This is a genomic window from Sphingomonas sp. MM-1, assembly GCF_000347675.2.
GTDB classification, from domain to species: domain Bacteria; phylum Pseudomonadota; class Alphaproteobacteria; order Sphingomonadales; family Sphingomonadaceae; genus Sphingomonas_E; species Sphingomonas_E fennica.
Genome location: NC_020561.1, coordinates 1981119 through 1995642, shown reverse-complemented (window position 1 = coordinate 1995642; position 14524 = coordinate 1981119). Strand labels below are relative to the sequence as shown.

14 protein-coding genes and 1 tRNA gene are annotated in these 14524 nt (G+C 68.7%); 10 read left to right on the top strand and 5 right to left on the bottom strand.

All coding sequences use genetic code 11. The annotated features are described in order from the left end of the window. Positions 1-31: 31 nt before the first annotated feature. Both G432_RS23225 and G432_RS09685 read left to right on the top strand, forming a co-directional pair. The gene (locus G432_RS23225) at positions 32-217 is read left to right on the top strand and encodes a hypothetical protein (protein WP_139181803.1); all 186 of its coding nucleotides are present in this window, start codon (positions 32-34) and stop codon (positions 215-217) included. A gap of 73 nt (positions 218-290) precedes the next feature. After that, entirely contained in the window at positions 291-1802 is a 1512-nt protein-coding gene (locus tag G432_RS09685) for an ATP-binding protein (protein WP_041864867.1), read from the top strand. An 18-nt stretch (positions 1803-1820) separates the two neighbouring features. On the opposite strand, the gene G432_RS09680 is transcribed toward G432_RS09685, so the two are convergent. Further along, a complete protein-coding gene (locus tag G432_RS09680; RefSeq protein ID WP_015458644.1) occupies positions 1821-3386 on the bottom strand; it encodes a hypothetical protein in 1566 nt (521 codons plus the stop codon). Positions 3387-3494: 108 nt separating this feature from the next. On the opposite strand from G432_RS09680, the gene G432_RS09675 reads away from it, so the two are divergent. Further along, the gene (locus tag G432_RS09675; RefSeq protein WP_015458643.1) at positions 3495-5240 is read left to right on the top strand and encodes a hypothetical protein; all 1746 of its coding nucleotides are present in this window, start codon (positions 3495-3497) and stop codon (positions 5238-5240) included. Here the strand turns inward: G432_RS09675 and G432_RS09670 are convergent. Beyond that, positions 5194-6414 (bottom strand): argininosuccinate synthase, encoded by a 1221-nt coding sequence (locus G432_RS09670; RefSeq protein ID WP_015458642.1) that lies wholly within the window; start codon positions 6412-6414, stop codon positions 5194-5196. The two genes, G432_RS09675 and G432_RS09670, sit on opposite strands and share 47 nt — an antisense overlap. Before the next feature lie 215 nt (positions 6415-6629). Here G432_RS09670 and G432_RS09665 point away from each other — a divergent pair, with 215 nt between their 5' ends. From G432_RS09665 to G432_RS09645, 5 genes are all read left to right on the top strand, one after another. Further along, positions 6630-7247, top strand: coding sequence for a calcium-binding EF-hand-containing protein (locus G432_RS09665; protein WP_015458641.1), 618 nt, complete (start codon positions 6630-6632; stop codon positions 7245-7247). A 218-nt stretch (positions 7248-7465) separates the two neighbouring features. Then, positions 7466-8323, top strand: a complete 858-nt coding sequence (locus G432_RS09660; protein ID WP_015458640.1) for a helix-turn-helix transcriptional regulator — start codon at positions 7466-7468, stop codon at positions 8321-8323. Positions 8324-8420: 97 nt separating this feature from the next. Further along, positions 8421-9431, top strand: a complete 1011-nt coding sequence (locus G432_RS09655; protein WP_015458639.1) for a zinc-dependent alcohol dehydrogenase — start codon at positions 8421-8423, stop codon at positions 9429-9431. 55 nt (positions 9432-9486) lie between these two features. Next, on the top strand, positions 9487-10755 hold the full coding sequence (locus G432_RS09650) for a sulfotransferase family protein (RefSeq protein WP_015458638.1): 1269 nt from the start codon (positions 9487-9489) through the stop codon (positions 10753-10755). Then, positions 10752-11987, top strand: a complete 1236-nt coding sequence (locus tag G432_RS09645; protein WP_015458637.1) for a hypothetical protein — start codon at positions 10752-10754, stop codon at positions 11985-11987. The genes G432_RS09650 and G432_RS09645 overlap by 4 nt, the downstream gene beginning before the upstream one ends. Here the strand turns inward: G432_RS09645 and G432_RS09640 are convergent. After that, on the bottom strand, positions 11977-12810 hold the full coding sequence (locus G432_RS09640) for an arylamine N-acetyltransferase family protein (RefSeq protein WP_041865305.1): 834 nt from the start codon (positions 12808-12810) through the stop codon (positions 11977-11979). The two genes, G432_RS09645 and G432_RS09640, sit on opposite strands and share 11 nt — an antisense overlap. A gap of 50 nt (positions 12811-12860) precedes the next feature. Continuing rightward, positions 12861-13232, bottom strand: a complete 372-nt coding sequence (locus G432_RS09635; RefSeq protein ID WP_015458635.1) for an STAS/SEC14 domain-containing protein — start codon at positions 13230-13232, stop codon at positions 12861-12863. Here G432_RS09635 and G432_RS24275 point away from each other — a divergent pair. Then, entirely contained in the window at positions 13231-13356 is a 126-nt protein-coding gene (locus tag G432_RS24275; protein ID WP_269078705.1) for a hypothetical protein, read from the top strand. The genes G432_RS09635 and G432_RS24275 overlap by 2 nt on opposite strands. A gap of 4 nt (positions 13357-13360) precedes the next feature. After that, positions 13361-13434: transfer RNA gene (locus G432_RS09630), tRNA-Gly, on the top strand. A 64-nt stretch (positions 13435-13498) separates the two neighbouring features. On the opposite strand, the gene G432_RS09625 is transcribed toward G432_RS09630, so the two are convergent. Next, complete coding sequence (locus G432_RS09625; RefSeq protein WP_015458634.1) at positions 13499-14281, bottom strand: glucose 1-dehydrogenase; 783 nt, start codon at positions 14279-14281, stop codon at positions 13499-13501. Positions 14282-14524 lie beyond the last annotated feature (243 nt).

The window sequence follows — 14524 nt, the reverse complement described above, 5'->3', positions numbered from 1 at the left end:
CTGGCAATGACGGGGCAGGGAGCAAGTATCCATGCGTGGCGTAGCGGATGAGGAGGAAGCGCGGCGGGCGCTTCGGGTTGCACGAGCGATGATGGCGGACGCGCTGGAGCGGCTGGATGTCTATTCCCGCTCGCCGGCCGCCGCGACGCTCGATCTCGCCATCCATCATCTCGATCGGGAGCTTGGCGGGCCGGTGCCGGCCGCGGCCGGCGGCTGATGCGACCGGAAGATGGGTGCCGGGGCATCGCGGCCCTTGCTTGCGCCCGCTCGGATCGTCCAAAGGCTGATATGTGACGATCAGGATCGAGATGGGAAATGATGCCGCCGGCCGGCCGGTGGCGATGGATGTCGAGGAGCTTCTCGCCACCCGGTTGCTCGTGCAGGGCAATTCCGGGTCCGGCAAGTCGCACCTGCTGCGCCGGATGCTGGAGGAGAGCGCCGGGGTCGTCCAGCAGGTGGTGATCGATCCCGAGGGCGATTTCGTCACCCTTTCCGGCCCCTATGGCCATCTGCCGATCGAGGCGGGCGATTATAGCGAGGGCGAGATCGCCCGGATCGCCGCCCGCGTGCGCGAGCATCGCGTGTCGGTGGTGCTGAGCCTGGAGGGGCTGGAGCTGGAAGCCCAGATGCGCTGCGCCGCCACCTTCCTTTCCGCCCTGTTCGATGCGCCGCGCGATCACTGGTATCCCGCGCTGGTGGTGGTGGACGAGGCGCAGCTCTTCGCGCCCGCCGTGGCCGGCGAGGTTTCGGACGAGGCGCGCCGCGCGTCGCTGGGCGCGATGACCAACCTGATGTGCCGCGGCCGCAAGCGCGGCCTTGCCGGCGTGATCGCCACCCAGCGCCTGGCCAAGCTTGCCAAGAATGTCGCGGCCGAAGCCTCCAACTTTCTGATGGGGCGCACCTTCCTCGATATCGACATGGCGCGCGCCGCCGATCTGCTGGGCATGGAGCGGCGGCAGGCGGAAACCATCCGCGATCTGGCGCGCGGCCAGTTCCTGGCGCTCGGCCCGGCGGTCTCGCGCCGGCCGGTCGCGGTGAACATCGGCCCGGTCAAGACGTCCGCGCGCAGCGGCAGCCCCAAATTGGTGCCGCTGCCCACCGCGCCGGCCGAGGATGTCGAAAATCTCATCCTCGCGCGGGACGAGGCGCCTCCGCCGCCCCCGCCGCCGCCCGTGCGGCCGGCGGTCTCTTCGGAGGACCTGATCCGCGCCATCGCCCGGCCGCAGCTTGCCCCGGCCGTGGATGCGCCCGCCGGGCCGGCGATGGCGGAGGACGAGCGTGCCGATATCGTCGCGGCGGTGCTGGCCGATGTCGCCGCCGATCCCGAGGCCGCCTTCCGGCCGGTGGCGGTGCTGTTCCAGGATTTCCAGCTCCGTTGCCGGATGCGGCGGCTCACGGATTCCGGCGTCGATCTCGTTGCCTTCCGCCGGCGCATGGCGATGGCGCGCGCCGGCATCTTCGACGAGCGGGAGGAAGGCTGGGCCGAGGCGCTGGCGCTCGCCGCCGAGCTGCCGGAAGATATGCTGGGCGCCTTCCTGCTGATCGCGCGGGCGGCGCGCGAGGGCCGCGAGGCGCCGGGCGAGGCGGAGCTGGCCGAGGTCTATGGCACCCGGTCGCCGGGCCGGGTCCGCCGCCTGATCGCCTATATGGAGGCGCGCGACCTGATCGTCGTGCGCACCGATCTCGGCGGCAAGCGATCGATCGCCATCCCCCGGCTGGGCTGGACGACGGCGGCCACGGCGGCCGAGGCGGAAGCGCCGCCGCGCCCGCCGCGCCCGACGGAAGGCGCCACGCTCTTCTAGGCGGGCGCCGGCGCGGGTCTATTTCTCCCCTGTCTCCGCCGGGGCGGCCGGCTTCACGACGCGGTAAAGCACACCCCGCTCGCGCCCATGCCAGATCGGGATCAGATCCGGCTCGTGGGGCCAGCGTTCGCGCGGCATGTCGATCAGCCAGAAATAGTCGAAGGCGGCGCGGGGGAAGTTGGCGAGCGTATCCTCCCAGGTCGGCTCGCCCCGGCCGTGACATTCCGGCGGGCGGAGCAGTTGGGAGGGATCGCGCGCGAAGCGGCCGGCGGCGGCATATTTCACCGTCAGCAATTGCGCGCCCGCCATCGTCCATTGCCCGTTGGCAAACGCATCGCGGCGCAGGATCGCCTGGCTGCCGAGATGGTCCATGCGCGACGTGATCCATTGCGTGCGGCATTTGAGGTTGACCATCACCATCACCGCCGAACCGGGGCGGATATGGTCGATCGCGCCCAGCTGGTCGTCATAGGCGCGGGAGAATTGGTAGAAGCTGACGGTGGAGGCGCCGATGCGCGCCACGCAGAACAAGGCGGCGGCCACCGCGATGCCGCGCACGAAACCGCGCCCGGCCCCCGGCTTCGGCGCCAGCGCGATCACGCCGATGGCCAGCGCATAAGGCACCAGCCGCATGTCGGCATAGGCCGATCCCAACAGGATGCGCGGCAGCATGACGAAGGCGATCGCCAGGATCAGGAAGGCCAGCCCCAGCATCTTTTCGAAGCGCAGCTTCACCCGGAACAGGCCGGCCAGCAGCAGCAGGCCGATCAGCGCGATGCTGGCGGTATCGAACAGCTCCCACCGTTCGCGCAGCGCCCACCACAGCCAATAGCCCTTCATCTCCCAGTTGAACCAGTCGGCCGTCTGCCCGGCGACATTGCCGCTGCGCCAGGCCAGCATCAGCGCGGCCGGCGGCCAGAGCGGCCAGGTGGAAAGGCCCGCCCGCCAGATCGCGTGCAGGCGGGTGCCGCCATGGCCGCGATCGCGCACCAGCTCGGCGGCGAAGGCCAGCAGCCCCAGCACGCCCCAGCCGAAGCTGTGCACCAGCCAGATCGCCGCGCCCAGCGGCACGAACAGCGCGCCGCGCAACGCCCAGCGCTCCGCCCGCGCCAGCCGGAGCCACAGGCCGAAGGCGAGGAAGGCGAACGCCATCGCCAGCGTGTAGTTCAGGAAACCGAACTGGAAGGGATAGCCGAAGGCGAGCGGCAGGGCGAAGGCAGCGGTGGGCGGGATGCGGCCATGCGCCTCGCGCGCGATCCACAGCAGGCCGGCGGCGGTGATCGGCGGCACCGACAGCGCGATCAGCTTCACCGCGAGCTGGAGGCCGAAGACCTTGGATAGCGGGATCACCAGCAGGTCGACGCCGAGATTGCCGAGCAGCGCCCATTCGAAGCCGAAATAGCGCGACAGATAGGGCGAGCTGTCGATCGTCAGCTGCACATGGTAGCGCGCCAGATGGCCGAGCAGGTCGGTCAGCGGCGGCAGCGGCGGATAGACGAGCGGGATCGCGCAGAGGATCACCAGGGCCGCGGCATAGCGCCAGTCGGCCCACCAGGGGGCAGCGTCGGTCGGGGGCGGATTCATGCGCGCGGCTTATTCTCCGCCGCGCGGGCGGCCGCAAGCGGGGATTTCATCGCGCTCGGCGCCTTGTGCCGCTTCAAATCGCCGGCGCGAGGCAGTACAGGCCCGCCGGTGATTCTGATCCGCCGTTTCGCGATCGCGCTGGCCGCGATCCTCATCCTCGCGATCGCAGGCTGGTTCCGCATCCGCGGCACGCTGGCCGAACCGCTGTGGCTGGATGAGGCCTATAGCGCCTATGCCGCCGCCAAGGGCTTCGATTTCCTCTGGAATATCGTTCCGCTCTACGAAACCCATCCGCCCTTTTATTATTCGCTGCTCCGGCTCTGGACCTTGGGCTTCGGCGATTCGCTCGCCGCGCTCCGCGCGCTCGGCATCGCCTGCGGGCTGCTGACCGTGCCGGTGACGGTGCTGGCGGCGCGGGAAGCGGCGCGGCTCGTCCGCCTGCCGGCGATGCCGGTCATGCTGGCGGCGGGGCTGGTGGCGGCGCTTTCGCCGGCGCTGGTCGAAATGGCGCGCGAGGTGCGCCCCTATCCGGTGCTGATCCTCGTCTATGCCGCCGCGCTCCTCGCGCTGATCCGCGCCGCGCGCGGGGTGGAGGCGGCGGGGCGCATCCCGCGCCGGCCCTTCGCCGCTTATTGCGCCTGCCTGCTGCTGGTGCTCTGGCTCCACAATCTCGGCCCGCTTTATGCCGCCGCGCTCGGGCTCGCCTCGCTGCTGCTGATCGCCCGGCCGGGGCTTTCGCGGCGGGACTGGGCGTTGCTGATCGGCGGGCAGGCGCTGGCCGGGCTGCTCTATCTGCCGGGCCTCCTCATCCTGATCGATCAGGCGCCGACCTGGGTGAAATCCACCTGGCTGCATTTCTCCACGGTCAATCTCGTGCCGCGCCTGGCGGAAATCTATGTCGCGCAGGGCACGAAGGGGATCGTCGGCGGCTGCCTGCTCCTGCTCGGCGCGATCGTCCTGCTGGCTTTGCGCAGGGGCGGCTGGCGGCTGGCGGCGGCGCTGCTGGTCGCGGCGCTGCTGCCGGTCGCGGCTTCCATCGCCCTGTCGCTGCTGGTGGCGCCGGTGTTCATCGTGCGGACGATGACGGCGGCGGCGGTGCCCAGCCTGATCCTGATCGCCATCGGCATGGGCGGCGTATTCGGGCTTCCCGGCTGGCCGCGCCGCATCGCCATGGTCGCCGCCGGGGTTTGCCTGATCCTGCTGGCGGGCCGGATGGCGGTGATCGACGTCCGCCGTCGCGCCAGCCCGCCGATGCAGGACTGGTATGCCGCCGTCCGCTGGCTGGAGCAGCGCTACCGCCCCGGCGACATGGTATGGGCCTATCCCAACGAAGGCGCGCTGCCGTTCGATTATGCGGTCCGCGATCTCGGCCTCAGGATCGCCACCCGGCCGATCCCGACGCCGATACCGACGCTGGATGGCGGGCCGGGCGCCTGGAATCCCACCGGCAGCCGGGGCGTCTTCTCGCTGCCGGCGGATCGGCTGGCGGCGATCGCCGATGCGCCGGATGCCCGCGCGGTGCCGACCATCTGGCTGCTGCGGCTGGGCGCCAACGCCTACGACAAGGGCGATCATCTGCTCGACGCCCTGGATCGCACCCGCGTGCGGGTGGGCGATTGCGAAAGCTATCCGATCGACATCATCGGGCTCGCCCGGCTCGACGTCGCCGGCCCGCCACAGATCTTCCCCGAGGATCGCGCGCCCTGCGAGCCAGATGACAAGCCGCCCGTCCGCCACAAAATGAAATCGCCGCCCCCGCGTGACGGGGACGGCGATCGTTTCTCGACGAAGAAGAAGCGGGCCGCGCTCAGCGGCCGTCGCGGCGGCCCAGCAGGCGCAGGCGCAGCGCGTTGAGCTTGATGAAGCCGGCGGCGTCGCGCTGGTCGTAGGCGCCGGCGTCGTCCTCGAACGTCACCACCTTCTCGCTGTAGAGCGTGTAGGGGGACTTCCGCCCGATCACATGCACGCCGCCCTTGTAGAGCTTGAGGCGGACGGTGCCCGTCACCTTCTCCTGGCTGTGGTCGATCGCGGCCTGCAGCATCTCGCGCTCGGGCGAGAACCAGAAGCCGTTGTAGATCAGCTCCGCATAGCGCGGCGCCAGCTCGTCCTTCAGGTGCGCCGCGCCGCGATCCAGCGTGATCTGCTCGATTCCGCGATGGGCGAGATGCAGGATGGTGCCGCCCGGCGTCTCATACATGCCGCGCGACTTCATGCCGACGAAGCGGTTTTCGACCAGGTCGAGCCGGCCGATGCCATGGGTGCGGCCGAGATCGTTGAGCTTCGCCAGCAGGGTGGCCGGGCTCAGCCCCTCGCCGTTGATCGCCACCGCGTCGCCGCGCTCAAAATCGATCGTGATGATCTCCGGCTGGTCGGGCGCGTCCTCGGGATTGACGGTGCGCGAATAGACATAGTCCGGCACCTCCTCCCACGGATCTTCCAGCACCTTGCCCTCGGACGAGGTGTGGAGGAGGTTGGCGTCGGTGGAGAAGGGGCTTTCGCCGCGCTTGTCCTTGGGCACCGGGATCTGGTGCTTCTCGGCAAATTCGATCAGCGCGGTGCGGCTGGTCAGGTCCCACTCGCGCCACGGCGCGATCACCTTGATGTCGGGCGAAAGCGCGTAATAGCCCAGCTCGAAGCGCACCTGGTCGTTGCCCTTGCCGGTGGCGCCGTGGGACACCGCGTCCGCGCCGACCTGCTTCGCGATCTCGATCTGGCGCTTGGCGATCAGCGGCCGGGCGATCGAGGTGCCGAGCAGGTAGAGCCCTTCATAGAGCGCATTGGCGCGCATCATCGGATAGACATAGTCCTTCACGAACTCCTCGCGGAGATCGTCGATGAAGATATGCTCTTCCTTGATGCCCATCAGCCGGGCCTTGGCGCGGGCGGGTTCCAGTTCCTCGCCCTGGCCGAGATCGGCGGTGAAGGTCACGACCTCGCAGCCGTAGGTCTGCTGCAGCCATTTCAGGATGACGCTCGTGTCGAGCCCCCCCGAATAGGCCAGCACCACGCGCTTCACATCGTTCGTCATCTTGATCTCCGAAAGGGGGCCGGATTCCCGGTGCGGGCGCGCTCTGCCACAGCGCTTGGCCACGGTTCAAGCGCGATACAGGCAGGCGGGCCAAAGATGTCAGCGTTGAAACTTGCTTTCAGCGTCGAACACGGGCCGCAACATCCCCCTGCGAATCAGGGAGGGTGCAGAACGAGAATCGCACGTTCGATCGACAGGATGAAAGGAACAAGTCCATGAAGAAGTTCGTCATCGGCGCTTCGCTGGCCGCCCTGGTCGCCGTGCCGGCCCTGGCCTTCCAGGATGCGCCGCGCGCCCACAAGGCCCCGCAGACGCGGGCCGAGGTGCAGGCGCAGGTCGCCGAGCATTTCGCCCGCATGGATCTCAACAAGGACGGCTTCGTCACCCAGGAGGAGATCAAGGCCGGCCGCGAGGCGCGGGCGAAGGCGCGCGCCGACCAGCGCTTCGCGGCGCTGGATAGCGACAAGAACGGCCAGATCAGCCGTGCCGAGTGGGATGCCGGCCGCGAACATGCGAAGGAACGCTTCGCCGAACGGCGCGGCGGCGATCACGGCCCCGGCAAGGGCCGGGGCATGCGCGGCCATCACCGCATGGGCGGACATGGCTGGGGCGGCCAGGGTGCTGGCGGCTGGGGCGACCGGATGTTCGCCATGGCCGATGCCAACAAGGACGGGAAGGTCTCGCTGGCCGAGGCGACCGCGGCGCGGCTCGCTTGGTTCGACCGGATCGACACCAACAAGGATGGCACCATCTCGCCCGAGGAACGCAAGGCCGCCTTCGATCAGATGCGCGCCCAGCGGGCCGATCGCAAGGCGCCGCCCGCGGGCAACTGACGATCGGCGCCGGCCTTCCGGCGCACGGCCTGCCTTGATGCCGTCGGCCTCCACGCCAGGGGCCGGCGGCATCGTCGTTTCCGGGAAGGGAACGGCGTCCGCCCGCCCGGTTTGCACGGCTGCCTATCGGCGCTATGCTGATTCAACTGCCGTCCTGTCCACGCAAGATGGGAATTGACGGCGCGAACAATGTCATCCTTCGAAGCGAGAGGCGGGCGATGGCGCATACCAACTGGACGACGCTGGCGGAAACGCGGGCGGGCGGGGTCGTCGCCCAGCTCCGCCAATATGAGCTGCCGACGCCGGTGGAGATGACGGTGCGCGAGACCCAGCCCGTCATCAGCATGATGATGCCGCCCTATCCGGTGGAACGGCTGGGTCGCTACGAAGGCGCGGGCGCGGACTATCACGGCCTCGGCAACATCGTCTTCACGCCGGCGGCGGCCGATTGCCAGTTCCGCGGGGACGGCGGCCGGCCGGTGAGCATCAGCTGCCTGTTCGATCCGGCCCTGTTCGATCGTGTCGTGCCGATCGGCGAGGGCTGGAGCCGCAGCCGGCTTGCCGCCACGCTCGACATCGGCGGCACGGCGGGCGGCGCGATCGATCGGCTGCTCCGGCGCATGGCCGAGGAACTGCGCGCGCCTGGCTTCGCCGCTGACATCATGGTGGAAGGGCTGGGCCTGGCCACGCTGGCGGAGCTTGCCCGTTTCCTGCGCGCCGGCAAGGTGCACGAGTCGCGCGAGAGTGGCCGGCTGAGCGCGGGCCAGCTCCGCCGGCTGGAGGAATATGTCGATGCCTTTCCCCGCCAGCCGCCGACGATCGCCACCTTGGCGAGGTTGCTGGGCATCAGCCCGCGCCGCCTCACCACCTTGTTCCGCGATACCACGGGGCTCACCGTCCGCGCCTGGGTGGAGGGCCGGCGCATGGAGCAGGCCCGGCGGCTGCTGACCGAGGGCGATCTGCCGCTGAAGGCGATCGCCTATGATCTGGGCTTCGCCAATCAGGGCGTGTTCTCCACCGCCTTCCGCCGCATCGCCGGCATGACCCCCAGCGCCTATCGCGATGCCTATCGTTGACCGGGCGGCGCAACAGCCTGCCCGTATGCGGAAGACATAGCCGGCGCGCGCTTGTGCCGGCGGGCTTATGCTGCCGGCAAAAGCAAGGGAGGGTTGGATGAAGGCCGTGCGCGTCCACGGGCCGGGCGATGTCCGGCTGGATGAGGTCGAGGCGCCCGTGGCGGGCGAGCGCGACGTGGTGGTCCGGGTGGCGGCCGCGGGCATTTGCGGCAGCGACGTCACCTATGTCCGCACCGGCGGCGTTGCCGCGCCCGCGACCGAGCCGTTCGGGCTGGGGCATGAACTGGCCGGCACCGTCGAAACGGTGGGCGCGGCCGTCCAGGGCATCCGGCCGGGCGACCGGGTGATCGTCAACCCGATGGGGGATGGCAACGCCATCGGCGCCGGCGTGCCGGAAGGCGCCTTCGCCCCCTGGCTGCTGGTGCGCGAGGCCACCCTGGGCGGCGCGATCCACCGCATCCCGGACGATCTCTCCTTCGATCGCGCCGCGCTGGCGGAGCCGCTCTCGGTCAGCCTCCACGCCGTCAACCGATCGGAAGCGAAACCGGGCGATCGCGTCGTGCTGTTCGGCGCGGGGCCGATCGGGCTCGGCATCCTCATCTTCCTGAAGCAGCGCGGCATCACCGATATCGCCGTGGTCGACACCACCGATCACCGGCTCGATCGCGCCCGCCGGCTCGGCGCCACCCTCACCGTCAACCCGGATCGGCAGGATCTGCGCGAGGCGCTCGGCGTCGCCTTCGGCACGGGCGAGCTGTTCGGCTGGCCGGTGGTGAATGCCACCCATTGGTTCGAGGTGACGGGATCGGCGGCGGTGGTCGATTCGATCGTCGCGCTCGCGCCTTTCCATGCCCGCATGGTGCTGGTGGCGGTCCACCACGATCCGGTGCCGGTCAATTTTCAGATGGCGCTGGGCAAGGAGATGACGATCGTCACCTCCATGGCCTATCCCGATGAATTCCCGGACGTGATCGCCGCGATCGAAGGCGGCGTCGATCTTTCGCCGATGATCAGCCATGTCCTGCCCTTCGCCGATTTCGAGGCCGCCTTCGCCACCGCGCAGGATCGCCATGCCTCGGCCAAGGTGCTGGTGACCTTCGATGACTGAGATTCAGGCGATGACCGAGATTCGGGCGATGACGGGGATGCAGGCGAAGACCGGGATGGAGGAGGCGCCGGCGATCCGCATCGCCGATCTCGCCCGGCCCGTGCTCACCGATATGCAGGCGGCCGCGATCGCGGCCGCCCCGCCGGTCGCGATGGAGGTGGAGGCGGTGCTCGCCGCCGCGCGGGCCGCCACCGGGCTTGCCGATTTCGGCGCGCCCGATTTCCGCGAGCGGCTGGCCATATGGCTTGCCGCCTTCGATGCGGATAAGGGCCTTGGCCCGCTGGGCCGCGCCGGCCTGTTCGGCGATTGCGTGCGCTATGCCTCCACCCGGCTGCGCGCCGAGGATATCCATCGCCGCCATCCCGAGATCGCCGATGTCGCGATCGACCGGCCGATCATGATCGCCGGGCTGCCGCGATCGGGCACCACCCATCTCGTCAACATCCTCGCCGCCGATCCGCGCCTCAGGTCCATGCCGCTCTGGGAAACGATGGAGCCGATCCCGGCCGATGACGCGCCGGCCGTGCCGGGGGAGGACCCGCGCTTCACCCGCACGCGGGCGATGTGGGGCCAGTTCGAGGCGATCGTGCCGCTGATGCCGGCGATGCACGAAATGGCGCCCGATCATGTCCATGAGGATATCGAGCTGCAGGGCGCGGACTTCTCCTCCTACCTGCCCGAATGGCTGAGCCGGCCTTATGCCTGGCGGGATTATTATGCGGCGCACGATCAGACGCCGCATTATGCCTATGGCCGGCGCGTGCTGCAGGCGATGACGTGGCTGCGCGGGCCCAACCGCTGGGTGATGAAGTCGCCGCCGCACATGGAGAATTTCGGGCCGCTGCTGGCGACCTATCCCGACGCGACCGTGATCGTCACCCATCGCGATCCGCTGGCGGTGATCCAGTCGGCCGTCACCATGCTGGCCTATGGCGATCGCATCCGCCGCACCCTGCCGATCGACCTCAAGGAACTGGCCGATTACTGGATCGACCGGATCGAGATGCTGCTGCGCGCCTGCGTTCGCGATCACGATCTGCTACCGCCGGGCCGGTCGATGGACGTGCTGTTCCACGAATATATGGCCGATCAGAAAGCGGTGATCCGCCGCGCTTATGCGCTCGCCGATCTCGATCTCACGCCTGAGGCCGAAGCCGCGATCGATCGCTATCTCGCCGCCAATCGGCGCGGCAAGCATGGGCAGGTCGCCTATGACCTCGCCGGCGATTTCGGCGTCGATATCGGCGCTTTGCGCGAACGCTTCGCCTTTTATTACGATCGCTTCCCCGTCCGGCGGGAGCGGATGGCCGGGGAGGCCCCATGACCGATAGCACCAGCGAAACCGCGCGCCAGCGCCTGCTTTCCGGCAAGGCGTGGGACGATTTCTGCGAAACCATTCGCCGCACCGGCCATATGGTCGATCGCTTCGGCGAGGATGCCGACGCGCTGGACCGGGCCGAATGGTATCGCTTCATGACGCGGCTGATGCGCAACGGCTTCGAACGCTTCATGGAGAATTGCGAGCCCGATCGCCCCCGGCTGCGCGATGCGCCCTGGCGGCAGGGCATCAATTTCCAGTCGCCCGATCAGGATCACCTGCTCGCCGAGTTCGTGGACGGATCGGCCGATTACCGCATCACCGGCAATCGCGGCACCATCCCCTATTTCGTGATGGCGGCGTGGGAGGCGAAGCAGCCCGCCGACATCGGCGCCCGCGACTGGGCCGGACGCGAGGTGGAGGGGCTGGCCGAATTCGATCCGGCGACGCTGCGCACCACCGGCTTCCTGCAAAGCGATGCGATCCGTTTCGACGCCAAAGGCGATTTCGAGGTGATCGTCAGCCGGAACAAGCCGGCGGGCGACGTCGCCTGGCTGCCGATCACCGATCATTGCGTCGGCCTGCTGGTCCGCACCGTCTATCATGACCGCGGCGCCACGGTGCCGCCGGTGATGCGGATCGAGCGGCTCGACGGCGCCGATCCGCGCCCGATCCGCCCGGCGGAGATGAGCGACGGGCTCGCCAAGGCGGGCCAGCTCGTCCTTGCCTATGCGGAGCTGGTGCGAAGCTGGTGGCAGGACAATCTCGCCAAGCGGCCCAACCGCATCCGCTTCAGCCGCGCCGTCTATCTCTCCAATGGCGGCGTGCCCGATCGCCATCACGGCTTCGGCACGTGGCAGAAGGCGCCCGGCGAGGCGATCGTCCTGCGCTTCACGCCAACGCCCTGCGATTACTGGATCTTCCAGCTCTGCAACATCTGGCAGGAAAATCTGGATAATTATGAGGACGGCCAGGGCTATGTGCAGAAATACACCGCCCGCTACGAATCCGACGGGTCGGTGCTGCTGGTGGTGGCCGATGAGGACCCCGGTATCGGCGGCAACTGGATCGATCCCTTCGGCCACGCTCATGGCGGCTGGAGCCTGCGCCTGATCAAGACGGAAGGCGATCCGCCGCCCGTCACCCTCTATCGCCTGCCGCTCGCCGCGCTGAAGCGGGACGGCCTCGCCGCGCTCGATGCGGCGGACGCGGTCGAGACCGGCGAAATCAGCGACTGAGCGCGAACAGGCCCAGTCCCGCGACCGCCGTGGGATCGAGCGCGATCCCGAACCGGTCGGCCAGCAGGCGCGACCAGCCTGCGGCGTCGCCGGCCTCGGCCTGATCGACGATCCGCCCGCCCGCCCGTTCGGTGAAGCTGCGGTCGGTGAGCGAGAGGAATCCCATCTCCGTCACCCGGCTGGCGATATGCAGCCGGGTGAAGCGCGATGCCGGCGCGGTCGCCGTCCAATGGTTCGCCATCTCCAGATCGGCGGACACCACCGGCGCCAGGGTGAAGCTGTATTGATCGGCCCAGCCATTGCCGTCGTTGCGTTCCAGCATCCAGGCGGATTCGCCGCCAATCGCGCGTGCCGATAGCCGGTGGCGGGCGCCATCGGGTGACGACGCCTCGGCACCGTCGCCGATCGGCATGGGCGGCGTGAAGGCGCCGCCGAAGCCCGCATCGGCGATCCACGGCCGGCCGCCCAGTTCCACGAGGTTGAAGCTGTGGGTGCGGGGCGGCGTCGTGCCCGTGGGGATCAGCCATACCCGCGCCAGCAATGGCCGCGCGGCAAAGCCTGCCGCCAGCAGCGCGCGCAGGAAAAGCTGGTTCTGCTCGAAGCAATATCCCCCGCGCCGCGCCGTCACCAGCTTGGCGAACACGCTTTCCGGCGCCAGATCTATGCCGCGGCCCAGCATGATATCCAGATTCTCGAAGGGGATGGCCAGCCGGTGCGCCCGCTGGATCAGCGCCAGCCCCTCGGCATCGGCGGCGGGCAATGCCGCCAGGCCGATCCGCGCGCAATAAGCGGCGCTTTCCCCGTTATCCAAGGCTGCGATCATCGGCGGCACGTCTCCCTCGCGCGCCGATGTGCCCGCGCCGGGGCCCGCGATCAATCCTTGGCGGAGACCCAGGCCATCGCCGCTTCGGCTTCGCCGGGTTCGAAGGTCTTGATCGCCATAAAGGGTATGACGGGATCGAGCAGGCGGATGGCCATCCTGATCCATTCCTTGTCGGTGATCACCGCCTCGCGCGAAAAGCGGTTGAGCTGGAACAGCTTGGACAGGCTGTAACGCATGTCCTTGAGGCCGGCCTGGAAGGTCATGTCGCGGAAATCGGCGAGGTCGGCGAGGATGGAGATCTTGTCGTGCCGGTCCAGCCGCGCCTCGATATCCGCGATCATCCGGTCATAATCGCCATCGTCGAGGATGCCCGACAGGCGGTAGGCGGCGACATGATCGGGCGAGGGCAGGATTTCCAGCATGGCGCTCTCCGTTGCGCGTGCAGGTGCGCTTCACGAAACAACGATCCTTGCCGGCTTCGGCTCCGCCGCCGAACAGGTTGACGACATGGGGCGGTTGATGGCAGTGGCAGCGCTTGGCCGTTAGGCGAGCGGGTATAGCATAGTGGTAATGCACTAGCCTTCCAAGCTAGCTAGAGGGGTTCGATTCCCCTTACCCGCTCCAGACTTCCTTCAGTATCTCAGGAAGCTGCGGGCGAAGGGGCATCCCTCCGCCTGGCGGTGGCGCGTCAGTCGAGCACGGGCGCGCCGGGCATGCCCATATAATAATGGCCCGCGTTGAGGCCGCCATCGACCGACAATTCGGTGCCGATGCAATAAGTCGCGTCGTCGGACGCGAGATAGGCGGCGGCCGCGCCGATATCGGCAGGGTCGCCGGCGCGCTGGGCGGGATAGATGCGGAAATTGCGGTCATAATCCGCGCGCGGCACGCCGGTGGGGTTGGCGAGCGGGGTGTAGATGCCGCCGGGGTGGATGGAGTTCACCCGGATGCCGCGGGGCCCAAGCTCCAGCGCGGCGGCCTTGGTGAAGCCGCACACCCCGAATTTGGACGCGCAATAAGCGGTCAGTGCATTGGCGCCGGAAATGCCATCGGCCGAGCTCATGTTGATGATCGATCCGCCGCCCGCGCGCTCGATCGCGGGGATCACCGCCTGGGTGCCGATCATCACCCCCATCAGGTTCACGTCGATGATGCGGCGCATCTCCGCCTCGCTCAGGTCGTCCAGCCCCTTGAACACGATGATGCCGGCATTGTTGACCAGGCTGTCGATCCGGCCGAAGCGCGCCTCGGCCGCGGCGATCACCCGATCCCAGTCGGCGCGGGAGGTGACGTCGAGATGCTCGTAGGCGGCGACGTCGCCCAGCTCGGCGGCGAGCGCCCGGCCCGCATCGTCCAGCACGTCGGCGATCACCACGCGCGCGCCCTCGGCGACGAAGCGGCGCACGATCCCCTCGCCGATGCCGCGCGCGCCACCCGTTACGATGGCAACCTTGTTCTCCAAGCGACGCATATATCCTCCCTCGATGCTCTGCATCGCCAATATGCGTAGCCGTGCCCGCCTGCAATCGCGGGTTGTGCGGAAAAGGGCGGCGGAACCGCGATGCCGGTGCGGGAAGCATCTTGGTCGATAGGGCGGAGCGATCCGTCGATTGACCCTTCTTCCTTTTGGGTTAATCCTTTAGGCGAGCATCGGGGGCAATGCGGAGTATCCTATATTGCCTTCATCCGATTCCGGCGGGACCGTCGCGGAAAG